The organism is Pacificimonas aurantium, from assembly GCF_020092905.1.
In the GTDB taxonomy this organism is placed as follows: domain Bacteria; phylum Pseudomonadota; class Alphaproteobacteria; order Sphingomonadales; family Sphingomonadaceae; genus Pacificimonas; species Pacificimonas aurantium.
Window position 1 is genome coordinate 199,066 of sequence record NZ_JAGSGB010000001.1, and the last position, 23,082, is coordinate 222,147.

A 23,082-nucleotide genomic window follows, 5' to 3' on the forward strand; every position below is an offset into this window, starting at 1 on the left:
AAGGCCGGGATTTGTTCAATACGTCGCACCGCCCGGATGAAGGCGAGCTAGAGCGCCTTCACGATCTCCTCGACCATCTTCTTGGCATCGGACAGCAGCATCATCGTGTTGTCGCGGAAGAATAGCTCGTTCTCGACGCCCGCATAGCCCGCGCCGCCCATCGAACGCTTGATGAACAAGGTCGTCTTCGCATTTTCGACGTCCAGGACCGGCATCCCGTAGATGGGCGACGTCTTGTCGGTCTTCGCGGCAGGGTTGGTGACGTCGTTCGCGCCGATGACGAAGGCGACGTCGGCCTGGCCGAAGTCCGAATTGATGTCCTCCAGCTCGAACACCTTGTCATAGGGGACGTTCGCCTCGGCCAGGAGGACGTTCATATGGCCCGGCATGCGGCCTGCCACCGGATGGATCGCATAGCGCACGTCGACGCCCTGCTCCTCCAGCTCTTCCGCCATTTCGCGCAGCACGTGCTGCGCCTGGGCCACCGCCATGCCGTAGCCCGGCACGATGATGACCTTCTCGGCATTTTTCAGCAGGAAGGCGGCGTCGTCGGCGCTGCCCTTCTTGTAGGGACGGTCGATGGCCGGCCCTTTGTCGCCGCCGCCCGCATCGCCCTGACCGAACCCGCCCGCGATCACGCTGATGAAGCTGCGGTTCATGGCGGCGCACATGATATAGCTGAGGATCGCGCCGGACGAGCCGACCAGCGCGCCCGTGATGATCATGGCGCTGTTCGACAGGGTGAAGCCCATCGCCGCCGCAGCCCAGCCCGAATAGCTGTTCAGCATCGACACCACGACCGGCATGTCGGCCCCGCCGATGGGAATGATCAGCAGGAAGCCGACCAGAAAGGCGAGCGCCACGATGATGGGGACGAGCGTCCCCTCGCCCGGACCGCCCGCGCCCGACAGCACGTAAAGCGCGATCAGGACGATGATTGCCCCCAGGACACCGAAATTGATGACATGGCGGGCGGGCAGCAGGATGGGGGCACCGGACATGTTGCCGTTCAGCTTCGCGAAGGCGATGACAGACCCAGAGAAGGTGACCGCACCGATGGCGGCGCCCAGCGCCATCTCGATCCGGCTGACCGCAAAGATCTGCCCCTCCGCATCCAGCAGGCCGAACGCGCCCGGGTTGAGCCACGCCGCGATGGCAACCAGCACTGCGGCGAGACCGACCAGCGAGTGAAAGGCGGCGACCAGCTGCGGCATCGCCGTCATGGCGATGCGGCGGGCGATGACAAGGCCGATGGCACCGCCGATCGCGACCGCGATGGCGATTTCGACGATCCCGGCCAGTTCCTGCATGATCAGCGTGGTGACGACCGCAATGGCCATGCCGGCCATGCCGTAGCGGTTGCCCGCCCGGCTGGTTTCGGGGCTCGACAGGCCGCGCAGCGCAAGAATGAAGCAGACGCCCGAGACCAAATAGGCGATCATCGCCCAGGCGGGCGTGGTGGCAACATGTTCCATTTACCGAGTTCCCCCCGCGCCGATCACTTTTTCTTCTCTTTTTTCTTGTACATGGCGAGCATGCGTTCGGTGACGGCAAAGCCTCCGAAGATGTTCACGCTGGCCAGCGTCACCGCGATCAGGCCCAGCCATTTCGCGCCGGGCACGCCCGCCGCGGCCGCGGCGATCAGGGCGCCCACGATGATGACCGACGAAATCGCGTTGGTCACCGCCATCAAGGGCGTGTGAAGCGCCGGCGTAACCGACCAGACGACATAATAGCCGACGAAACACGCCAGCACGAAAATCGACAGGATCGAAATAAAGTCCATCAGTCCCTCTCCGCAGTCCAGGCGAGGACGAAGCCCCGCCCTTCTCCCCAGCTTTGTCCGACCAAACGGCCCTCCACCAGGCAAGCCGAATGGTGATAGGGGCCAGACCCGTCCTCCGTCCGAAACGCGGCGCAGGTCCGGCCCTGGCTCGTGCCTGCGCGCCCCGCGAGAATCGGGCTCCCGTAAAATTCTCCGCTCAGCGTCCGGTCATCGGAGACGGCAAGCGACATGGGCTGCGAATAGGCTGCGTCGTCCAAGGAAGGCCGCAGGTCCACCGTCCAGTCTCCCGCCATATCCGCCGCCCCGGCGGCAGGAACCTGCGCCGCTGCAGGCTTAGCGCCCGAGGCGAACGCAGCCAGCCATATGCCGGTCGCAACTAGGCTTTCCCTCACGACTAGCCGTCCAGCCGCGGATTGCCGACCACGCCGCCGTGAACCACGCGCGCACCGGTGACGATCTCGTCGTCGTCCGGCCACGCCAGCGCCTTTGCGTCCTCGTCCCAGAAGGCGGAGAAGAAATTCCACATGTTGCGGGCGTAGAGCTGGCTCGAAACCTCGGCCAGCGACGAGTTGATATTGGTCGGCGCCAGGATGCGTACGCCGTGCACCTCCGCCACCCGGTCGGGCTGCATCCCCTCGACATTGCCGCCCTGGGGCGCCGCCAGGTCGACGATGATGCCGCCGGGCTTCATCGAGGCAATCTGCGCATCCGACACTAGGCGCGGGGCCGGCCGCCCCGGAATCAGCGCGGTCGTGATCACGATGTCCTGCTTGGCGATATGTTCGGATACCAGCTTCGCCTGTGCCTGCTGATACTCCTCCGACATTTCGCTGGCATAGCCGCCGGTGCCCTCGCCCTCGATGCCCTCCACCTCCTCGACGAAGATGGCCTTTGCACCCAGCGATTCGATCTGTTCCTTGGTGGCGGCGCGGACGTCGGTGGCGCTGACCTGCGCACCGAGGCGTCTTGCGGTCGCTATGGCCTGCAGACCGGCAACGCCGACGCCCATGATGAAGACCTTCGCGGCGGACACGGTGCCCGCCGCCGTCATCATCATCGGAAAGGCGCGGCCATAGGCCGATGCAGCATCGACGACGGCCTTGTATCCGGCCAGGTTCGCCTGGCTCGACAGCACGTCCATCGACTGCGCGCGCGTAATTCGCGGCAGGAAGTCCATGGCGATCGCGGTCACCCCTGCCTGTGCGTAGGCATCCAGCGTCTCGCGCGCCTGAAACGGATTTAGGATGGCTGCGAGAACCGCGCCGTCCTTCGCGCCTGCCAGCGACGCGGCTGCCGGTGCACGCACCGCCAGGATGACGTCGGCGCCGGCGATGGCGGCGGCGCGGTCCGGGGCAACGGTCGCACCGGCTTCCCGGTACAGTTCGTCGGCGACGCCCGCTTTCGCGCCGGCACCCGCTTCGACGGCGACCTCGGCGTCCCAGCCGGCGAACTTCTTGACCGTTTCCGGCGTGGCCGCGACGCGCGCCTCGCCAGGCGCATCTTCGGCAAGAACCGCGATTTTCATGTGAATGTCCTCAGGCTGCGAAGATCGCGAGACCGAGCAGCACGACGACGACGAGTCCAATTCCGTATTTCAGTAGGTTCTTGAACCCGAAATAGGTGTCCGCATGATCCTTCATGGCCTTGTCGGTGTAAGGCTTTTTTACACTCATCCCGCCTGTCCCTTTTTGATACATGGGTGCTATAAGGCACTTGTGGTGCTCCTCATACCGTTTTGTCGCAGCCTGTGAAGCGGCTGCCGTTTGCCTGCTGGTAATTCTTCCGCGGCAAGAGGGGACCTATCAAAGGAGGTTTATGTCGGGTCACGTACTTGTCGTCGACGACGAACCCGGCCAGCGGAGGCTGGTCCGGATCATTTCGGAAAAGGCCGGATACACGGTTTCGGAGGCCGAAAGCGGCCTCGACGCGCTCGACATGGTCCAAGGCGGCGGACCCGCCGTGGATGCCGTCATCCTCGACCATTCCATGCCCGACATGAGCGGCCTTGAGATGCTCGCGGAGGTGCGCCGGTCGCATGGCGACCTTCCGGTCATCATGCTGACTGCCCACTCCAGCGTGAAGATCGCCGTGGAGGCGATGCAGGCGGGGGCGACCGACTTCCTCATCAAACCTGCCAAGCCCGACAAGATCGTCGGCGCGCTCCAGGCCGTGCTCGAAGGCGGAAAAGCCGCCGGCGAATTGCAGCCGCTGAGTGAGAAGCTGCCGCTCGACGTTGCTTTCGACAATATCGTCGGCAGCGCCCCGGCCTTTCAGTCGGCGCTGTCGGTCGCATCGAAGGCCGCCAAGCGGAACGTCCCGGTCCTCGTCGAGGGCGAGAGCGGGACGGGCAAGGAGGTCATCGCCGGCGCGATCCACGCCGCCAGCCCCCGTTCAGGCCAGCCGCTCGTCATCGTGAACTGCGGCGCCATCCCCGCGAACCTCGTCGAATCCGTCCTGTTCGGGCATGAGAAGGGCGCCTTCACCGGGGCGACGTCGAAACATGTCGGCCGGTTCGAAGAAGCGGATGGCGGTACCCTGTTCCTCGACGAGATCGGCGAACTGCCGCTCGATGCACAGGTCAAGCTTCTGCGCGCGCTGCAGACGGGGCAGATCGAACCCGTCGGCGCGCGCGGGCACAAGACCGTCGACGTGCGGATCGTGGCAGCCACCAACCGCGACCTGCGCGAGGAAGTGGCCGCTGGCCGGTTTCGCGAGGACCTCTACTACCGCCTCGGCGTGGTGCCGATCACCATACCGCCGCTGCGGGAACGCCGCGCCGATATCGCCCCGCTCGCCCGGCATTTCGCCGAACGCCTGCACGAGGAAGGGAACATCCCGGCCTCGCAGCTGGATCAGGAAGCGCTGAACGTCCTAACATCCTACGACTGGCCGGGGAATGTGCGGCAGCTTCAGAATGCCGTCTTTCGCGCGGGCGTCCTGTGCGAGGGCGATACGCTCGGCCGAAAGGACTTTCCCGAAATCGCCCGTCTGGCCGATGAAGGCCTCCTCAATTCACCGCTGGCCGATACCGGTGCCGTACAGACGCCGGACCAGGCGGGCGACCGGCCCGGCCATGCCGCCATCGGCCCCGACGGGCATGTTCGTTCGCTTGCGGCGCTCGAGAAGGAGCATATCCGGCTTGCCCTGATCCACTATCGCGGCCGCATGAGCGAGGTCGCCCGGCGGCTCGGCATCGGGCGCTCAACCCTTTACCGCAAGCTTGGCGAATACGCCCTCGACGAAAGCGAGCTCAGCTGACCGTCGGCGGAGAAAGCGGCCCCTTTAAATTTCTGTCACGAGAACGGTGTAAGTAGCGCGCAGGCAATAAGCATTGGGAGCACGCCATGCGCGCCTTGGGGTTGGGATTATTGGTTCTGCTTGCCGCGTGCGGCACGGAAGATGAGGAGATGGCCGGCGAACTGGCAATTCCCGGCGATCCGAACGCGGACGTGTCCGGTCCGGCTGTCGAAGTCACGGGCTCCTCGACCGTCTACCCGTTCACAAGCGCCGTCGCCGGGTATTTTGCCGACGCCTATCCCGGGGCACGGCGACCCGAAGTCACGAGCACCGGGACCAATGCGGGCATCGGAGCCTTTTGCGCCGGCGGGCCCGGCGCGCCCGACATCGCCGATGCGTCGCGCCGGATGACGGTGGAGGAATTTCGCACCTGCCGCGAAAACGGCGTCACCAATATCCGCGAGCTGACCGTCGGCCTCGATGGCATTGCCCTGGTGGAAGCGCGGCCGAGCGCGCCGGAGGACATGGTGGGCGCCGAACAGGCCGGCGACGCGGAAGAGAATGAGCGCTTCGACCTGACGCCCCGGCAGATCTACGAAGCGCTCGCCGCCACTTCGGCGGACGGCAGCCCGAACGAGACCAGCTTTTGGAGCGATATCTCGACCGGCCTGCCCGAGCGGCCGATCTCGTTCATCGTCCCGCCCTCCACCAGCGGTACGCGGCAGCAGTTCGAGGAGCTCGTCATGCTCAGGGGATGCCGCAACATTCCTCGTCTTGCAGAGGCTCCGGAAGAGCGCTGCACCACCCTCCGGTCGGACGATGCCGTGTCGGAGGGCGCCGAGGATGATAACGCCATCGTCGCAGCCGTGTCGGGGAACCCTGATGCCATCGGCGTGGTGGGCTACAGCTATCTCGAGAGCAATTCCGAAATCGTGCAGCCGATTTCCCTCGACCGGTTCATTCCCAACGAAGCGACCATCATGGGGGGCGGCTATCCGGCCTCGCGGCGCCTCTACCTCTACGTCAATGCCGACCGGTTTACCGAAAAGCCGGCGCTCGGCGTCTTCGTCGATACCTTCCTGGCCGAGGAAGTCTCCGGCGATCAGGGCCTGCTTGTCGAAACCGGGTTCGTTCCCGTTCCGGTCTGGAGCCGCGATGCGCTGATGGAGGCGCGCAACCGCCGCCTCGAAGAGACCGACCTCTAGCCGTTGGCCCGGCTGGCCAGGTCTCCCAGGAAGAAGGGACGCGACAAATCACCGAAGGCTGACCGCGGAGCCGGGCGGCCGATCAGGAAGCCTTGCGCATATTCGCAGCCATCGTCCCGCAGCGCTTCGAGCTGACCTTCCGTCTCCACCCCTTCGGCGACGACCTTCAGCCCCAGGCCCCGGCCCAGACCGATCACGGCCTGTACGATCGCGCGCGCCTCGGGGCTCGTCAGCATGTCGCGGACGAACGATTTGTCGATCTTGATATTGTCGAAGGGATAGCGGCGAAACGTGCTGAGCGAGGAATAGCCCGTACCGAAGTCGTCGAGCGCGAAGCGCACGCCGAGATCCCGCATTTCCCGGAACAGCTCTCGGGCAACCTCGGCGGCGGATTCGCGGATCAGCGTGTTCTCCGTAATTTCGAGGACGAGGCAGCCGGGGTCGAACCCGCTGGACGCCATCACCTCCTTCAAACGGTCGCAAAAGCCCGCCTCGCCGAGCTGCACCGGCGACAGGTTGACCGAAAGCCAGGTGGAGCTGTGCCAGGAGGCGGCTTCGCGCATTCCCTTGCGCATCACTTTCTCGCCCAGCTCGACGATCAGGCCGGTCTCCTCGGCGATACTGATGAATTTCGCCGGGCTGACCTGCCCCTGCGCCGGGTGACACCAGCGTGCCAGGGCTTCGAACCCCGCCACCTCGTTGTTCGAAAGCCTCAGGACCGGCTGATAGTAGATATCGATCTGGTCGTGTTCGATTGCAGCGGGAAGGTCCGCCTCCAGCTGCCGCAGAAGCCTGATTTCCGCGCCGAGCTGCTTGTCGAAAAAGAAGAAGCGCCCGCCGCCCTCCCCCTTGGCGCGGCGCACGGCGTGCTCGGCATCGGCAAGCAATTGCTGCATCGGCCGGTCGCCATTCTCGCTGACGGCAATGCCCAGGCTCGCCCCCAGCCTCACGGACTCGTCGCCAAGGTCGAACGGGCGCTCGAGCGTCTGCAATATGGCCGCGGAGATCCGCTCCGCGCGCTGCTCGGCATAGCGCCCCCGGATCAGCACGGCGAACTCGTCACCACCCGTGCGGGCGGCACGATAACCCTGCGGCAGAAGCGCGAGAATCCGGTTCGCGACATGACAGAGAAGATCGTCGCCGACCGTGGCCCCATGGCGCTCGTTTATGCTCTTGAAGCGGTCCAGGTTGATCGCAACCATCGCAACGGCATGCGAATCCGGGCGCCGGACGATGGCATCGAAATCCTCTTGCAGACCCATCCGGTTGCGCATTCCCGTCAGCGGGTCCTGCATGCCCTTGCGTGCAAGCTCCTCCTGCGCGCGGTGGCGAAGCGTGATGTCCTCCGAAATCCCGAGTATATATTCCGCGCCGTCCAGATCGCGGAACAGAACCCGCTTCGTCCGAATGCGGCGCTTGTCGCCGTCCGGCTTCTCGAAATCGAACTCGCTCACCACGGGCTCGCCCGTCCGGACGACGAGGTCGTCCTGCTGAACGGCCGCGGACCCCGGAACGCCGAACAGGTCGGCGTCGGTACGCCCGACGATCTTATCGCGGCCGATGCCCAGCATCTCTTCGGCCCCGCGGTTGACGAATTCGAAGCGCCGGGTCCGGGCGTTCTTGACGAACACCATGGAGGGAACGTTCTCGAAAATGATCGAGAGGAACTGTCTTGACCGGTTTCGATCGGCCAGCAGTTTTTTGCGCTCGGACGTGTCGCGCATGATCAGGGCAAATCCGACCGGGTGTCGGTCTTCGCGCGACCGCCAGCTGGCGATCGACGCCTCGACGGGAAACTCTTCTCCGGATTTCCGGATGCCTCTCAGCTCGCAGACTCCCTCTGCGGAGGAGGCGGCAAGCTTGGCCAGTTCCTCTCTCGAAAGCTCCGCATCCGCCTGCTCGGCCTCGGGAATGATCCGGTGGAGGGGCTCGCCCATGATGTCCTCGGCCGGAAATCCGAACATATGCTCGGCGGCAGGATTCCAGCCGATGATACATCCCTCGTCATCGGTCAGGACGACGGCATCGGATGCCGTGTCGTTGATCAGGGCCGCAATGCGTGCGGCTTCCCTGTCTTCCAGCGCCAGCAGCATCTCCGTCGCCAGCCCGGCAAGCCCTTTTAGGAGAGAAAGCTCATCGCTGGAGAGGGCAGGCCTTTCCGCCCGGTCGAAGAGACACAGCGCTCCGAGTGTCGTCTCCCGGCCGTGGCTTAGCGGCCCGCCGGCGAAGAAACCTGTTACGAGATCGCCGAGGACCGGGTCTTCGGCGCCGCTCTGCAACACCCGGCCGTCTTCGATGACCCGTTCGACGGCCGGAAAGGGTTTCGGAAAGTCGCCCGGGACCTCGCCGATGGCCGCCTTGCGGATAAGCTCATCGTCGCCGCGCAGCAGAATCACCGCGCCTTCGACTCCGAAAAGCGTGGCGGCAACGCGGGTTATCGCCGACAGGGGCTCTTCTGGTGCCGTCGCGAGCAGCCGGAAGCTAGCCCGTGCGGCGTGTTCGAAGGGCTTTTCCATAACTATCATATGTTATGCGCGAACGCGCTCCGCCGCGCCAGTCAATTCGAGAGCGGCGCTGCTGTCGCCGCGCTCTGCTTTGGCAAGCGTTTAGCAGGTCTAGGCCGCTTCGTCGTGCATCCGAGTCAAACGGGGTTTCCGCGCCGCCTGCGTCTCGTCGAGCCGCCGCAGCGGAGCGTAGAAGGGTGCGCCCTTGAACCGCTCGGTCTCGCCGTCCTTCACCGCAGCCGCCAGACCTCGCAGGACATGGATGAACTGGTCGAGGTCGGCCTTCGATTCCGTCTCGGTCGGTTCGACGAGCATCGCGCCATCCACGACCAGCGGGAAGTACATGGTCATCGGGTGATAGCCCTCGTCGATCATCGCTTTCGCGACGTCGAGCGTGGACAGGCCGGACCCCTTCATCCACGCATCCGAGAACAGCGCCTCGTGCATGCACGGACCGCTACCGGCGAAGGGTGCGGTGAGAACGCCTTCCAGTTGCCGCAGGATATAATTGGCGTTGAGGACGGCATCTTCCGCCACCTGCTTCAGGCCGTCCGCGCCGTGCGATTTGATATAGGCAAGCGCGCGTACGAACATGCCCATCTGCCCGTGGAAGGCGACCATGCGGCCAAAGCTCTCGCCGTGCGAACCGCTCGCGGCCTGCTCTTCCTCGATCAGCTCATACTGCCCGTCGGACGCCTTCCTGACGAAAGGCAGCGGCGCATAGGGCGCCAGCCGGCTGGAGAAGACCACCGGCCCGGACCCGGGACCGCCGCCGCCATGCGGCGTCGAGAAGGTCTTGTGCAGGTTGATGTGCATGGCGTCGATGCCGAGGTCGCCGGGGCGCACCTTGCCGACGATCGCGTTGAAGTTCGCGCCGTCGCAATAGACATAGCCGCCAGCCTCGTGGACCGCCTTGCAGATCTCGATCATGTCGCGCTCGAACAGGCCGCACGTGTTCGGGTTCGTGATCATGATGCCGGCCACGTGGGGCCCCAGCTTGCCCTTCAGCGCCTCCAGGTCGACCCGCCCTTCCGCCGTCGCCGGAATCGAATCGACGTCATAGCCGCAGAAGGCGGCCGTCGCGGGATTGGTACCGTGGGCGGACTCGGGAACCAGCACCGTCTTTCGCGGGTCGCCGTTCGCCTCATGTGCGGCACGGATCGCAAGCATGCCGCATAGCTCGCCGTGCGCGCCCGCTTTCGGCGACATGGCGACTTCGGGCATCCCCGTCAGCGCCTTCAGCCAGTCCGCAAGCTCGACGATCAGCTGCAGCGCGCCCTGCACCGTCCCCTGCGGCTGCAATGGATGAATATCAGCGAACCCCTTCATGCGCGCCGCCTTCTCATTCAGGCGCGGATTATGCTTCATGGTGCAGCTGCCGAGCGGGAACAGTCCCATGTCGATGGCGTAGTTCATGCGCGACAGGCGCGTGAAATGCCGCATCGTCTCCGGCTCGGAGAGGCCCGGGACGTCCATCGGTTCGGTACGGGCGAGGCCGCCCAGGCGCGACGTTTCCAGCTCTGCTTCGGGCAGGTCGACACCGGTCCTCGTGCGGCTGCCGATCTCGAAGCTCAGCGGCTCGTTAAGCTGCAGCGCGCGGTTGCCACTGATCGTTTCGGGCGCCTCCGCCAGCGCATCGCCGCGGGTCTCGCGGCCCTGCCGGTTCATACCGCTCATGCCGCCACTCCTTCATAGGCCTCGATCAGCGCGCCGATATCCTCGTCGGTCTGGGTTTCGGTGACCGCCACGACGGCGCACCGCTCGATGGCCCCGTCATCTGGGTAGAGTCGCCCGAGTGAGACGCCGCCGAGAACACCCGCCTCGGCCATCTGGCGCAGGTGGGAGCGGCTCTCGCCCTCCAACTGGACGGTGAATTCGTTGAAAAACGCGTCGTTCAATACGGTCACGCCGTCGATGGCGGCCAGCCGGTCCGCCACCTCGACGGCGCGGTTGTGATTGACGGCAGCCAGGCGGCGCAGGCCCTCTTCGCCCAGCAAGGTCATATGCACCGTGAAGGCCAGCGCCATCAGGCCGGAATTGGTACAGATGTTCGACGTCGCCTTCTCGCGGCGGATATGCTGCTCGCGGGTCGACAGCGTCAGCACATAGCCGCGCCGCCCCTCGGCATCGACGGTCTCGCCGCACAGCCGTCCGGGCATCTGCCGGACATGTTTCTGGTTGCAGGCGAACAGGCCCAGATAGGGCCCGCCGAAATTAAGGCCGCCGCCGATCGACTGCCCCTCGCCCACGACAATGTCGGCGCCCATCTCGCCAGGCGACTTGATCGCCCCCAGCGAGACCACTTCCGTCACGACCGCGATCAGCAGCGCGCCCTTCTCGTGGCACCGCTCTGCAAGCGCGGAAAGGTCGGCGATATGGCCGAACAGATTGGGATTCTGCACGACGACGCAGCTCGTCTCGTCGTCGACCCGCGCCAGCAGATCGTCGAGGTCGTCGCCGGGCGCACCGGACAGAACCTTCGGCGCCATCACGTCCAGCTCGTCGTCGGTGAAATGCGTCAGCGTCTTTGCGACCGAGACATAGTGCGGATGCAGTCCGCCCGAGAGCACCGCCTTCTTCCGCCGCGTCACGCGCCGCGCCATGAAGATCGCTTCGACGCAGGACGTCGAACCGTCATACATGGAGGCATTGGCGACCTCCATCCCGGTCAGCCGTGCCACCTGCGACTGGAACTCGAACAGATATTGCAGCGTACCCTGCGCGATTTCGGGCTGGTACGGCGTATAGCTCGTCAGGAATTCGCCGCGCTGGATGATATAGTCGACCGTCGCGGGCACGTGATGCTTGTAGGCGCCGCAGCCCAGGAAGAAGGGCGTGTCGCTGGCGGTCTTGTTGCGCCGCGCCATGCGCGCCAGGTCGCGTTCCACCGCCATTTCGCTGGCATGGGCGGGCAGGTCCCCGATCGGACCGTCGAGCCGCGCTGCTGCCGGCACGTCGCGAAACAGGTCGTCGATATCCGCCGCGCCCATGCTTTCCAGCATGGTCCGCCGGTCGGTGTCGGTAAGGGGGAGGTATCTCAACTCGTATCGTCCCTTAGGCCTTGATGGCCTTGAAGCGGAGACGGACATAGTCCGCCGTCCAGTTGCCTTCGTCGTCGCGCAGCGAGGGCGCCAGCAGCGCCGACGCCTCCGCCGCGATCTCGTCTTCGTCTTCTGGCGGCAGGAACCCGTGCCGGAAGGTCAGGAACCAGTCCTCCATGCCGCCTGGAAGCGCGGTCGGACGACAGATGAGGGCGCAGCTTTCGACCTGAAAGCCCGCTGCCTCCAAACGCCGCACCGTGGCACCTACCGTGGCGTAGTTCTGCGTTTCCGGGGCGTCGACGCCGCGCCGCGCCATCACCGCGCGCAAGGCCGTGCGCATGGCCGCGATATTGCCATGGCCGCCGCATTCCGCGACGAAACGGCCGCCCGGTTTCAAAGCCTCATGGACCCCTGCGAACACCGCCTCATGGTCGGGCATCCAGTGCAGCGCGGCGTTCGAGAAGACCGCGTCGAACTCCTCTTTGAAGCCGAGGGACTGACCGTCGCCCTCCCGGACCTCCAGGCCCCGCTGCCGCGCCGCGGCCAGCATCGCGCCGTCGGCGTCCACGCCAAGCACGTCCGCACCCGCGTCGAGCAGCCGCTCGGTCAGGACGCCGTCGCCGCAGCCAAGGTCCAGGATGCGTTCGCCGCGCCGGGGCGCCAACAGGTCGAGCACGGCCTGGCCGAGCGCGGGCACGAAGGCCGCGTTCTGCGCATAGGCGGCAGCGTCCCAGCTATGGCCCGGCAAGGCGCTCACAGGTTCTTCACGAAGTCCTTATAGGCGGCCTCGTCCATCAGGCCGTCCAGTTCGCCCTTGTCCGACAACACCATCTTCACGAACCAGCCATCCGTCTCCGGCGCCGAATTCACCAGTGCCGGGTCGTCGTCCAGCGCCGAATTGGCTTCGGTCACGCTACCCGACAGGGGGGCGTAGACTTCGCTCGCGGCCTTCACTGATTCGACGACGGCAATCTCGTCGCCCTTCTTCACGTCCTTGCCGCTATCGGGCAGCTCGACGAAGACGACGTCGCCCAGCTGTTCCTGGGCATATTGCGTGATCCCGACCGTGGCGCTGTCGCCCTCGACGCGGACCCACTCATGGCTTTCCGTGAAATAGATGGACATGGTGCCTGGCCTCCCTTCCTACCTGACGTAGCGATGTTGCACGAACGGCATCGGGACGACCTTCGCCGCCAGCTTCTTGCCGCGAACCTCGATTTTCAGCTCGGTGCCGTCCTTGGCATCGGCGGCAGCCACATAGGCCATCGCGATCGGCGCCCCGACCGAGGGCGCAAAGCCGCCGGACGTGACGACGCCGGTCTTGGCGTCGCCGGAATAGACCGCCGCACCTTCGCGTGCCGGCTGCTTGCCCTCCAGCTTCAGTCCGACGCGCCGGACCTTCGCCCCGTCCTCGATCTGGCGGCGAATGCGCTCGTCGCCGGGAAAGCCGCCTTCCATCTTGCGCCGCTTGGAAATGGCGAAGGTGATCCCCGCCTCCACGGGCGTCGACACGGGCGACAGGTCCTGGCCGTAAAGCGGCAGGCCGGCTTCCAGGCGCAGCGTATCGCGCGCGCCGAGGCCGATCGGCTTCACCTCCTTGTCGTCGAGGATCAGCTTTGCCAGCTTCTCGGCCTTCTTGACGGGCACGGAAATCTCGAACCCGTCCTCGCCGGTATAGCCCGAGCGGCTGATCCAGATTTCGCTGCCCTTGATGCGGATCGGGCTGCCGCGCATGAAGGTCATGGTCGACACTTCCCCGCCCAGACGGGTGATGACGTCGGCCGCCGCCGGTCCCTGCAGCGCCAGGAGCGCCAGGTCGGAGCGTTCCTCGATGCTGACGCCGTCGGGCAGGCGCCGGGTCATGTGCGCAAGGTCGGCCTTCTTCGTGGCGGCATTCACCACCAGGTAGAAATGGTCGGCGCGGCGCGTCACCATCAAATCGTCGATCACCCCGCCATTGTCGTCCAGCAGCAGCGAATAGCGCAGCCGGCCTTCCTTCAAGCCGATGAAGTCGCCCGGCATCAGGGCTTCCAATGCCTTGGCCGCATCGGGGCCCCGCACTTCCAGCTGGCCCATATGGCTGACGTCGAACAGGCCGGCATGCGCGCGGACCCATTCATGCTCGGCGACGATGCCCTCATATTGCAGCGGCATGGAATAGCCGGCGAAAGGCACCATCTTCGCACCGAGCTTGCGGTGGAGGTCTGCGAGCGGGAGCGGTTTTGCCGTATCGGCGGTCTTGGTCATGCGGGACTTTCAGACAGAGGAATGCGAAGACGAATCGTCCGGCCGGGCCGGCTTTTCCGGACCCTTCTGAACGAACGCTTCCCCTCTGTCATCGGACCTGAGAGTTTCGCGCGAACGCCATGGTTCGCCCTTACCCCTTCGGTGGACCGGACCAGACCACGGACCGGACACTTTCCAGATTGCCGCTTCTATGCCCGGCGCGGTCCCTTTGCGCCTGAGAGATTCCGGGGAAGGCTTGCTCCTTCGGCGGCGTCCGCCCCTTGCGAAAAGGGCCGGCCGCATCTCCCGCTCCGGGCACCGGACCTTGCGGCCCGGCGACGGAAATTCCTTGCGCGGCGCAGCGCTCAAAGTCAATCGGACTACCGCAATTCCAGGAGCGCGAATGTCCTTTTCGGTAAGCAAGGCGTGGGAAGCCACCCAGGCGGCGATCGCCGCGCGGCCCGCCGACTATGCCCTCCTCGTCGCCGCGTTCGTATTCCTGCCGAATGTGCTGCTCGATTATTTCACCGCCGCGCCGACCGAAGCGAGCGAGGTGCTTGCCCAGCTGCGCAGGCCCGAAACGCTGGCGGTCAATCTGGTGTCGATCCTCGGCCAGCTTGGCGTGATGGCGCTGTTCCTGTGGCCCGGCCGGTCGGCGGGCGCCGCGATCCGCCGCGCTGCCCGGCTCTGGCCGCTTGGCATCCTCGTCGTCCTCGCCTTCGGCGCGATCAGCGCCGCCGGACTGGCAGCGCTGGTCCTGCCCGGCATCTATCTCATCGGCAGACTCTTCACCGTGCTCCCGGCCTATGCGGACCAGGGCCGCTTCGCCGACGCGTTTCGGACCGCCTGGGCGCAGACCCCGCGGGCCTGGTGGAAGCTCTTTTTCGCGGGGCTGATTCTGGTCGCGGCGTTCATGTTCGTCGCCCTGATTGCCGGCATCGTCACCACGCTGCTCGACCCGTCTGGCGAAGGGCTGGTCACGTCGCTACTCTCGGCGCTCGTGGCGAGCCTCTTCTCGCTTTATCTGGCCGTCTTTCAGGCTGCGGCCTACGTCCAGTTGGGCGCGCCCGAGCCGGTCGCCGCCTGACACGGGGCGCAGCGCGCCGCTCAGTCCCAGCGGGCGAGCGGCGGCAGGCTCATCAGGATCGCATCGACATTCCCGCCGGTCTTCAGGCCGAAGGTGGTGCCCCGGTCGTAGACCAGATTGAATTCGGCATAGAGCCCGCGATAGCGTAGCTGCGCCAGCCGCTCCTCCTCGGTCCACTCACGGTGCATGTTCCGCCGCACGATGGGCGGATAGGCCGATAGAAAGGTTTCGCCGACATCCTGCGTGAAGGCAAAGTCCGCCTCCCAGTCGCCGGAATTCAGCCTGTCGTAGAAAATGCCCCCGACGCCGCGCGCCCGCTGCCTGTGCGGAATGTAGAAATATTCGTCGCACCACTCCTTGTAGCGCTTGCCGTCCGCCACGTCGTGCCGGTCGCAGCAGCCGACCAGCGCGTCCAGCCAGGAGGCTGTATCCTCCGCCACGGGAAATGGCGGATTGAGGTCGGCGCCGCCGCCGAACCAGTCCTGCGTCGTCGCCAGATAGCGCGTATTCATATGGACGGCCGGGACGTGAGGGCTCGTCATGTGGGCAACCAGGCTGATCCCGGTGGCGAAAAAGCGCGGGTCTTCGGAGGCGCCCGGGATCTGGGCGGCGAAGTCGGCGGGAAACTCGCCTTCCACCCGCGAAATATTCACCCCGACCTTCTCGAACAGCCGGCCCGTCATCGCGCCGCGCACGCCGCCGCCGCCCGGCGCGCCCGTCGGGTCGTCGCGGTCCCAGGCGGTATATTCGAACCGGCCCGCCTCGCCCGGCAGATGCTCGGCTTCGTCCTCAAGGCGTTCGAACTCTGCGCAAATTCGGTCGCGCAAGGCGGCAAACCACGCTTCGGCGCGGTCCTTTTTGGATAGGGCATCGGTCATGTCCGGACCGGCTTACCCATGGCCCGCAACCCGCGGCAAGCCGCGCCGCGCCAAAAATGACCATTGAAAGACAAGGCCCCCAACGGCTATCAGGCGCCCGATCTTGAACCACGGGACTGGGGTTCGGGCTCGCCGTGCCGCGCCTGCCGCGCCGCGACAGCGCTCGTTCTCCAAAAGCAGGAAACAGGGATGGCTACTGCCGACAACGCCATGGACCGGCCGGCGACCCACGCCGAGGACGGCGTCCGCCGCCGCGACTTCATCTACATTGCGACCGCCGCCTTTGGCGGCATCGGCGCTGCGGCGGCGATCTGGCCGTTTCTCGACCAGATGAACCCGTCCGCGGACGTGCTGGCGCTGGCATCGGTCGAAGTCGACCTCGCGCCGATCGCCGAGGGTCAGGGCATCAAGGTGAACTGGCGCGGCAAGCCGGTGTTCATCCGGCACATGCGCGCCGCCGAAGTTCAGGAAGCGCAGCAGGCCGACGTTTCCAGCCTGCGCGACCCGCAAAGCTTCGACGACCGCACGCAGGAGGGTCACCGGCAATGGCTGATCCAGATCGGCGTCTGCACCCATCTCGGCTGTATCCCCATGGGCATCGCCGACGGCGAGCCGCGCGGCGATTACAACGGCTATTTCTGCCCCTGTCACGGCTCCCACTATGACAATGCCGGGCGCATCCGGAAGGGACCGGCTCCGACCAACCTGGAGATCCCGGCCTATGAGTTCCTCTCGGACACCAGTGTGAGGATCGGATAATGTCGTTTACCTGGGCAAAACCCTACGAACCGAAGACCGGTGTCGGAAAGTGGTTCGACGAACGCCTTCCGGTTCCCCGCCTTGTCTGGAACAGCCTCGGCGGCGGTTATGAAGTTCCGAAGAACATCAATTATTTCTGGAACTTCGGCGTTCTCGCCGGTGTGGCCCTGGTGATCCAGATCGCCACCGGCATCGTTCTTGCGATGCACTATGCCGCGCATACGGACGTCGCCTTCGCCAGTGTCGAGCACATCATGCGCGACGTGAACTGGGGTTGGTTGCTGCGTTACATGCACGCCAACGGCGCCAGCTTCTTCTTCATCGTCGTCTACATCCATATCGCCCGCGGCCTCTGGTACGGTTCCTACAAGGCGCCGCGAGAGCTGGTCTGGATGCTCGGCCTCGTTATCTTCCTCCTGATGATGGCCACCGCCTTCATGGGCTATGTGCTGCCCTGGGGTCAGATGAGCTTCTGGGGCGCGACGGTCATCACCAACCTGTTCTCGGCCATTCCGGTGGTCGGCGACACGATCGTGACCTTCCTCCTGGGCGGGTTTGCGGTCGACAATGCGACGCTGAACCGCTTCTTCTCGCTGCACTTCCTGCTGCCGTTCGTGATCGCGGGCGTGACCATCCTGAAAATCTGGTCGCTGCACATTCCGGGCTCGAACAATCCGACGGGCGTCGAAGTGAAGGGACCGGCGGACACCATTCCGTTCCACCCCTATTTCACCGCGAAGGACACCTTCGGTCTGGGCGTGTTCCTGATCATCTTAGCGATCTTCATATTCTTCATGCCGAACGCGCTGGGTCATCCGGACAACTATATCGAGGCAAACGCGCTCTCGACGCCGGCGCACATCGTACCCGAGTGGTATTTCTGGCCGTTCTACGCGATCCTGCGCGCCTTCACGGTCGACTTCATCCTGCCGGCGAAGCTGTGGGGCGTGATCGCGATGTTCGCGTCGATCCTCCTGATGTTCTTCCTCCCCTGGCTCGACCGGTCCCCGGTTAAGTCGATGAAGTACCGGCCGACGATGAAGCTGTGGACGCTGGTCCTCCTTGTCGACGTCCTCGTCCTCGCCTGGTGCGGCGGCGCGCCGGCGGAAGAGCCCTATGTGCGCATCTCGCAGATCGCCTCGATCTACTATTTCGCGCACTTCCTCATCATCCTTCCGATCGTCTCCAAGTCCGAGACGCCGCTACCGCTGCCGAATTCGATCGCCGAAGCGGTACTGAAGGGTAAGGAATCGACCGGCGCACCTGCCGGCATCAAGGACACGGGCACGGCCGCAGCGCCGCAGCCCGCCGAATAAGGGACGTATCGATGGTCCGCATTGTAGGCATTCTCGCCGGCGCCGTTTTCGTCTTCGTGCTGGTCCTCGCCGCTCTCGCCCCGCGCGAGGACGTGCCGGTGGATCCGACCGAGGAATTCCACGCCCATGCCCACGCGCCGGAAGGCGGCTGGTCCTGGGACGGCCCGCTGGGCCTTGGCGTCTTCGGCGGCTACGACAACCAGCAGCTGCAGCGCGGCTTCAAGGTCTTCCGCGAAGTCTGCTCCGCCTGTCACTCGCTGCGCTACGTCTCCTTCCGCAACCTGGAGGGCATCGGCTTCAGCGAGGCCGAGGTGAAGGTCATCGCCGAGGAGTGGCCGCTGGAAGTCGCGGCGACCAATCCGGATACCGGCGAGGCGACTACCGAGCCCGCCATTCCCGCCGACCGGTTCCCGCTCGTCTATCCGAACGAGATCGCGGCGCGTGCGGCGAACAACAATGCGGCGCCGCCCGACCTCTCGTTGATGGCGAAGGCGCGCGCGGACGGTGCGAACTACATCTATTCTCTGATGTCCGGCTACCAGCCCGTCCCGGCCGACTTCCCAGAGGACCGCGTTCAGGAAAGCCTGCACTACAATCCCTATTTCCACTCGCTGTGGATCGCCATGCCGCCGCAGCTTTCGGACGGTCTCGTCACCTATGACGACGGCACCGAAGCGACGACCGAGCAGATGGCGGCCGATGTCGCGGCGTTCCTGCACTGGACCGCCGAGCCGAAGATGGTCGAGCGCAAGACTGCAGGTATCGGCGTGCTGATCTTCCTGCTGCTGTTCACCAGCCTGTCCTACGTCGCCTACAAGCGCGTCTGGGCGGACGTGAAGGCCTCGAAGGTCGGCGGACCCGGGACGCGCGGTGGCCGGGCCGACAAGGGCATCCACGCGGACGCCCCGGGTGAAGGCGACCACGAAGCCTGACCGGGCTGCGCGGCTCTCGGGCCACAGTCGTCGAACGAGAAACAAGGGGGTGGTCTAGCTCTGGCTCGGCCACCCCTTTTTCATTGGCAGGACCGAAGCGCGTTCTGCATGCGTGTCTTGGCGGCGGTGAACGGCGTTCCCGCTTGCATCGCGCCGCCTCTTTGGGGATGCACCCCCTATGACCCTCGGTATCATCGGCGGCAGCGGCCTCTACGACCTCGACGATCTCGGCCATGCCGAATGGCGTCCGGTAACCACTCCGTTCGGAGAGCCCTCGGACGACCTCCTCTTCGCGGAAGTCGACGGAACCGAGATCGTGTTCCTGCCGCGCCACCGCCGCGGCCACTGCCTCTTGCCGCACGAGATCAACTACCGCGCCAATATCGCAGCGCTGAAACTCGCCGGCTGTACCGAAATTCTCTCCGTGGCCGCCTGCGGTTCCTTTCGGGAAGAGCTGGCCCCGGGCGCATTCGTGCTGGTGGACCAATATGTCGACCGGACGCGCGACCGCGTGCGCACCTTCTTCGGCGACGGGATCGCGGCACATGTGTCGCTTGCCGACCCCAGCTGCAAACGCCTGCGCGGTCGGGTCGCCGATGCGGCAGCGAGCGAAGGCGTCGATGTGCAGAATGGGGGAACCTATCTCGCGATGGAGGGCCCCGCCTTCTCGTCTCGGGCCGAATCCCGCCTCTATCGCCAGGCCGGCCTCGATGTGATCGGCATGACCGCCATGCCGGAGGCTGCGCTCGCGCGTGAAGCCGAGCTTTGCTACGCCACCCTCGCCATGGTGACCGATTGGGATAGCTGGCGCGATGCCGCGGCCGGGGCGGCCGTCACCGACATTCTTGCCGTGATGCACGAGAATGTGGCCCATGCGCGCCGGATCGTCATGCGGCTGGCCGGGTCGTGGAAGGCCAGCGGCGAGGCTTGCGAGGCAGGCTGCGACCACGCGCTCGACCATGCCATCATCACGCCGAAAGAGCTCTGGCCGCAGATGACCGCGGACCGGCTTCGTTCGATCGCCGGGAGAGTGCTCTGATGAGTCTTGCGCATCTCAAGTCGCTGATCCGCACCATTCCCGACTTCCCGAAGGCGGGCATCCGCTTTCGCGACGTCTCCTCGCTTCTCGTCGACGCGGCGGGCTTTGCGGAGGCGGTGGAGCGCATGGCGTCGATCGCGCCGCAGGATATCGACCTTGTCGCCGGAATCGAGGCGCGCGGGTTCATCTTCGCCGGCGCCATTGCGGGCAAGATCGACGCCGGCGTCCTCATGGTACGCAAGGGCGGCAAGCTGCCCGGCCCCGCCATGGGCCGCGATTATGCGCTCGAATATGGCGAGGACCGGCTGGAAATCCATGACGGGCAGATCCCGGCGGGTTCACGTGTCCTGCTGGTTGACGATCTGATCGCCACGGGGGGAACCGCGCTGACCTCCTGCCGCCTGATCGAAGACGCGGGGGCGGAGGTCGCCGGCGCGGTCTTCCTCATCGACTTGCCCGACCTGGGCGGCGCCCAGCGCCTGCGCGACAGCGGCCTCGACACCCACGCCCTCCTCACCTTCGAAGGCGAATAGCGCCCCACGCCAACCGGCCCGTCCGACAGTCAGCCGACAACGTCGCCGTTGGCTGGCAGCGTATCGAAAATCCTGTCGCCGAAATAGAAGTCGCCAAGCTCGGTATCGTAGCGGAGCACCGCTTGGTCTCCGAGAAACACGACGTCCAGCCCTGCAGTGCCCACCGGTGCGCGGACCTGCTGCCCGGAAGAGTGCTCGAACGTAACCGTGCTGCCGTCGCGGCGAAATCCGATGCTTGTAAATTCTTCGTTCAGCAGCAGCACATCGCCACCGCGGTTGAAAGATGGGTCGAGATTGATCTGGTAGCTGCCGCTGACTTCGACCACCTGCTCTCCACCAGTCCCGAATATATCGTACTGCCCCCGAACGTGCACGATGGCACCGTCCGACAGGTTGAGGCGTGCCGTACCGCTGTGCGAAGCCGCCACCAGCTCTTCCTCCAGGTCGCCGTTGCCGAGGGCGCTGCCTGCTTGGGTAACCACCTGACCGCCCAACAGGATTTCCCCATGTAGCGGGTCGTAGGACAGCGTGTAGGTGCCGCTGCCGTCGAAGCTGACGAAGGTGTTCTCCAGCCCTACCGGTACGATCACCTCGAAGCCTTCGGCACTGAAAATCACCGTCGAGCCAGAGCGACGGACGCTGAACTCGGCAGCGTCCCGTTCGAAGAAAATCTCGTCACCGCCCCGGTTGAACGAGGAGTCCAAGCTGATGTCGCTCCCTGAGAGGATCGTAACGGCTTCTTGCGCGCCCGTTCCGAAGATTGTGCCGGTTCCGCCGACCTCGCCCCGCCAGCCGTCGGGCGCCACCAGCAAGAATGACGACGCACCATGGTCTTCGGGTGCCGACTGCGTTTGGAACGAGGCAACGAAGTCGCTCCCATCGGGATCAAATCTGACAGGCTCGCCATCCAGCAGGAGCACGCCTTCCGGCAGGAAAAGCTCGTAATACCCGCCCATCTCCAGTCCTTCGGGTTTGAATTCAAAACCCTGGTCGGAGAACCTTAGCGTTCGGTCGGGCGGAGAGCTCCCGGCATAGTCGGCAACATCCCAACTGCCGAGGACGTCGCCGGTAGCGGTTCTCAGTTCGATGGTTCCCGTCCCCAAAGAGATCGGCCCAAAGGTAGAGGAAAATCGAACCATAGCGTTGGAAGAGTAAATCTTGTCTCCGACATCCAGGCTGGACGTCATCAGGTCGTCCGGATCGTCGAATGGCAGTATCAACGAATTCCATTGTTCCAGTGACAGGCCCGTGACGTCGCGAACCAATATGCTTGACCAGCCATGCTGCAGAAGGGCTCCGTCGGGGGTGTCTTCAACTGAATCGAATTCGCCGTTTACCAGATAGAACCCGTCTTCCCGGCTGTCGAAGTCCTCGATCACGTCGCTGCCAAATTCGTGAAGCCAGCCGGTATCCCAGAACTCGAAGATGTCCGCTCCACCTCCTCCGACGAGAACATCGTCGCCCCGTCCGCCATTCAGCCGGTCGTTTCCATCGCCGCCGTCCAGCAAGTCCGCGGCCGAGCCTCCCCGCAGAACATCGTCACCAGTTTGCCCGAACAGTTCGTCGTCACCATGTCCGCCCTTCAGAATGTCGGCGCCGGCTTCGCCCCAGATTGTGCCGTCCTCACTCGAGAGTTCGAGAACGTCGTCGCCACCGCCACCCCACAATCCGATAAGTTCGAAGCCTGTGAAGTCATTCCCACCGGCGAGCGCACCAGCGAGGGAAAAGTGCGAAGAAAAGAGCCCGGCATTGGAAATGAGCACGGTGTCTTCGCCGGCGCCACCATCCAAATGAAAACGGCCCTCCATTGGCACGATCACAAGATCATCGCCGTCGCCGCCGTTGACCGTGTGCTCGCCTCCAAAGCCCACGATCACGGCTTCGTCGTCACCTGCCCCTAGATCTATGAAGTTGGTACCCACCCCCTGAAGTATGTTGACCCAGTCGGCCTCCGGCCCGGCGCTGATGAGGTTGTTTCCGCCGACGCCGCGAATGACGTTTTCCCGATCCGAAAAGCCCACCTGTTCAAGAGTCAGGCTTGCCTCGTCCCAGGACCATTTCGCCACCTGTTCGCCGTCGGTCTCGTCCGATCCGTAAAGAAATTGGAGTGCCTGAAGGTCTAGCGATCGAAGGCCTTCCGCCTGGCCAAAGCCCTCCGCATAACTCATCACGGTGTGATCGGACGTGTCTTGCCAGAGAGGCAGGGTGTATTCGCCTTCGAAAGAATGCTCCAATCCAACGAAATGCCCGATCTCGTGAAGCGCGGTTTGCTCGGTCAGCGGAAAACGCTGCCCGATCGAGATCATGTCCCACAAATAATATCCGTAATACTCTGCCAGATCGTATCCGGCCGCCGAGAAATCGAATGTACCAACCTTTACATCGCCAAGACCGGCGGGCACTTCGATCAGAGTAATCCCACTTGCTTCGTCGAACTGTCTGAAGGCATCGCGAAAGATGCCCTTTTCTTCGATAGTCAGCTCTTGGAACGTATCGAACAAAACGGGGTCGTCCGGATATTGGTCCCTAACCATCGAAT

General features: G+C 64.8%; 21 protein-coding genes and 2 riboswitches. Of the genes, 8 read left to right on the forward strand and 13 right to left on the reverse strand.

Annotation, left to right across the window (positions count from 1 at the left end; genetic code table 11):
* Positions 1 to 47: 47 nt before the first annotated feature.
* The 5 genes from KCN53_RS01015 to KCN53_RS01035 are packed head-to-tail and all read right to left on the reverse strand — an operon-like array spanning position 48 to position 3,459.
* A complete protein-coding gene (locus KCN53_RS01015) occupies positions 48 to 1,475 on the reverse strand; it encodes an NAD(P)(+) transhydrogenase (Re/Si-specific) subunit beta (RefSeq protein ID WP_088711860.1) in 1,428 nt (475 codons plus the stop codon).
* A 23-nt stretch (positions 1,476 to 1,498) separates the two neighbouring features.
* Positions 1,499 to 1,786 (reverse strand): NAD(P) transhydrogenase subunit alpha, encoded by a 288-nt coding sequence (locus KCN53_RS01020; protein WP_088711859.1) that lies wholly within the window; start codon positions 1,784 to 1,786, stop codon positions 1,499 to 1,501.
* Positions 1,786 to 2,178: a hypothetical protein gene (locus KCN53_RS01025; RefSeq protein WP_207790595.1), complete on the reverse strand. Its 393-nt coding sequence runs from the start codon at positions 2,176 to 2,178 to the stop codon at positions 1,786 to 1,788. Before KCN53_RS01025 ends, KCN53_RS01020 begins: the two co-directional genes overlap by 1 nt.
* 2 nt (positions 2,179 to 2,180) lie before the next feature.
* Complete coding sequence (locus KCN53_RS01030) at positions 2,181 to 3,311, reverse strand: Re/Si-specific NAD(P)(+) transhydrogenase subunit alpha (protein WP_088711858.1); 1,131 nt, start codon at positions 3,309 to 3,311, stop codon at positions 2,181 to 2,183.
* A gap of 10 nt (positions 3,312 to 3,321) precedes the next feature.
* Complete coding sequence (locus KCN53_RS01035; RefSeq protein WP_172406189.1) at positions 3,322 to 3,459, reverse strand: aa3-type cytochrome c oxidase subunit IV; 138 nt, start codon at positions 3,457 to 3,459, stop codon at positions 3,322 to 3,324.
* A gap of 142 nt (positions 3,460 to 3,601) precedes the next feature.
* Between KCN53_RS01035 and KCN53_RS01040 the strand changes: the two genes are divergently transcribed.
* Both KCN53_RS01040 and KCN53_RS01045 read left to right on the forward strand, forming a co-directional pair.
* Positions 3,602 to 5,044, forward strand: a complete 1,443-nt coding sequence (locus KCN53_RS01040) for a sigma-54-dependent transcriptional regulator (RefSeq protein ID WP_088711857.1) — start codon at positions 3,602 to 3,604, stop codon at positions 5,042 to 5,044.
* Positions 5,045 to 5,130: 86 nt separating this feature from the next.
* Entirely contained in the window at positions 5,131 to 6,228 is a 1,098-nt protein-coding gene (locus tag KCN53_RS01045) for a PstS family phosphate ABC transporter substrate-binding protein (protein WP_088711856.1), read from the forward strand.
* Here KCN53_RS01045 and KCN53_RS01050 read toward each other — a convergent pair.
* From KCN53_RS01050 to gcvT, 6 genes are all read right to left on the reverse strand, one after another.
* Positions 6,225 to 8,744, reverse strand: coding sequence for a bifunctional diguanylate cyclase/phosphodiesterase (locus KCN53_RS01050; protein WP_172406188.1), 2,520 nt, complete (start codon positions 8,742 to 8,744; stop codon positions 6,225 to 6,227). The two genes, KCN53_RS01045 and KCN53_RS01050, sit on opposite strands and share 4 nt — an antisense overlap.
* Before the next feature lie 99 nt (positions 8,745 to 8,843).
* A complete protein-coding gene (gene gcvPB / locus KCN53_RS01055) occupies positions 8,844 to 10,400 on the reverse strand; it encodes an aminomethyl-transferring glycine dehydrogenase subunit GcvPB (RefSeq protein ID WP_397333611.1) in 1,557 nt (518 codons plus the stop codon).
* A gap of 5 nt (positions 10,401 to 10,405) precedes the next feature.
* Complete coding sequence (gcvPA, locus tag KCN53_RS01060) at positions 10,406 to 11,773, reverse strand: aminomethyl-transferring glycine dehydrogenase subunit GcvPA (protein ID WP_088711853.1); 1,368 nt, start codon at positions 11,771 to 11,773, stop codon at positions 10,406 to 10,408.
* A gap of 13 nt (positions 11,774 to 11,786) precedes the next feature.
* The gene (locus KCN53_RS01065; RefSeq protein WP_088711852.1) at positions 11,787 to 12,530 is read right to left on the reverse strand and encodes a class I SAM-dependent methyltransferase; all 744 of its coding nucleotides are present in this window, start codon (positions 12,528 to 12,530) and stop codon (positions 11,787 to 11,789) included.
* On the reverse strand, positions 12,527 to 12,898 hold the full coding sequence (gene gcvH / locus KCN53_RS01070) for a glycine cleavage system protein GcvH (protein WP_088711851.1): 372 nt from the start codon (positions 12,896 to 12,898) through the stop codon (positions 12,527 to 12,529). Before gcvH ends, KCN53_RS01065 begins: the two co-directional genes overlap by 4 nt.
* A gap of 18 nt (positions 12,899 to 12,916) precedes the next feature.
* Entirely contained in the window at positions 12,917 to 14,020 is a 1,104-nt protein-coding gene (gene gcvT / locus KCN53_RS01075; RefSeq protein ID WP_088711850.1) for a glycine cleavage system aminomethyltransferase GcvT, read from the reverse strand.
* Positions 14,021 to 14,095: 75 nt separating this feature from the next.
* A riboswitch (glycine riboswitch) is annotated at positions 14,096 to 14,208 on the reverse strand.
* Positions 14,209 to 14,210: 2 nt separating this feature from the next.
* Positions 14,211 to 14,318, reverse strand: a riboswitch (glycine riboswitch).
* A gap of 84 nt (positions 14,319 to 14,402) precedes the next feature.
* Between gcvT and KCN53_RS01080 the strand changes: the two genes are divergently transcribed.
* Complete coding sequence (locus tag KCN53_RS01080; protein ID WP_088711849.1) at positions 14,403 to 15,086, forward strand: hypothetical protein; 684 nt, start codon at positions 14,403 to 14,405, stop codon at positions 15,084 to 15,086.
* Between the two features lie 20 nt (positions 15,087 to 15,106).
* Here KCN53_RS01080 and hemF read toward each other — a convergent pair whose 3' ends face one another.
* Entirely contained in the window at positions 15,107 to 15,964 is an 858-nt protein-coding gene (hemF, locus tag KCN53_RS01085) for an oxygen-dependent coproporphyrinogen oxidase (protein WP_088711848.1), read from the reverse strand.
* A gap of 189 nt (positions 15,965 to 16,153) precedes the next feature.
* Here hemF and petA point away from each other — a divergent pair, with 189 nt between their 5' ends.
* The 5 genes from petA to KCN53_RS01110 all read left to right on the forward strand — a co-directional run bounded on the left by petA (position 16,154) and on the right by KCN53_RS01110 (position 20,543).
* On the forward strand, positions 16,154 to 16,723 hold the full coding sequence (gene petA / locus KCN53_RS01090; protein ID WP_088711847.1) for a ubiquinol-cytochrome c reductase iron-sulfur subunit: 570 nt from the start codon (positions 16,154 to 16,156) through the stop codon (positions 16,721 to 16,723).
* Positions 16,723 to 18,039, forward strand: coding sequence for a cytochrome b (locus KCN53_RS01095; RefSeq protein ID WP_088711846.1), 1,317 nt, complete (start codon positions 16,723 to 16,725; stop codon positions 18,037 to 18,039). The genes petA and KCN53_RS01095 overlap by 1 nt, the downstream gene beginning before the upstream one ends.
* 11 nt (positions 18,040 to 18,050) lie before the next feature.
* On the forward strand, positions 18,051 to 18,971 hold the full coding sequence (locus KCN53_RS01100; RefSeq protein WP_088711845.1) for a cytochrome c1: 921 nt from the start codon (positions 18,051 to 18,053) through the stop codon (positions 18,969 to 18,971).
* A gap of 178 nt (positions 18,972 to 19,149) precedes the next feature.
* Positions 19,150 to 20,010: an S-methyl-5'-thioadenosine phosphorylase gene (gene mtnP / locus KCN53_RS01105; protein WP_088711844.1), complete on the forward strand. Its 861-nt coding sequence runs from the start codon at positions 19,150 to 19,152 to the stop codon at positions 20,008 to 20,010.
* On the forward strand, positions 20,010 to 20,543 hold the full coding sequence (locus KCN53_RS01110) for an adenine phosphoribosyltransferase (protein WP_088711843.1): 534 nt from the start codon (positions 20,010 to 20,012) through the stop codon (positions 20,541 to 20,543). Before mtnP ends, KCN53_RS01110 begins: the two co-directional genes overlap by 1 nt.
* A gap of 29 nt (positions 20,544 to 20,572) precedes the next feature.
* On the opposite strand, the gene KCN53_RS01115 is transcribed toward KCN53_RS01110, so the two are convergent.
* Positions 20,573 to 23,077 (reverse strand): hypothetical protein, encoded by a 2,505-nt coding sequence (locus KCN53_RS01115; RefSeq protein ID WP_088711842.1) that lies wholly within the window; start codon positions 23,075 to 23,077, stop codon positions 20,573 to 20,575.
* Positions 23,078 to 23,082 lie beyond the last annotated feature (5 nt).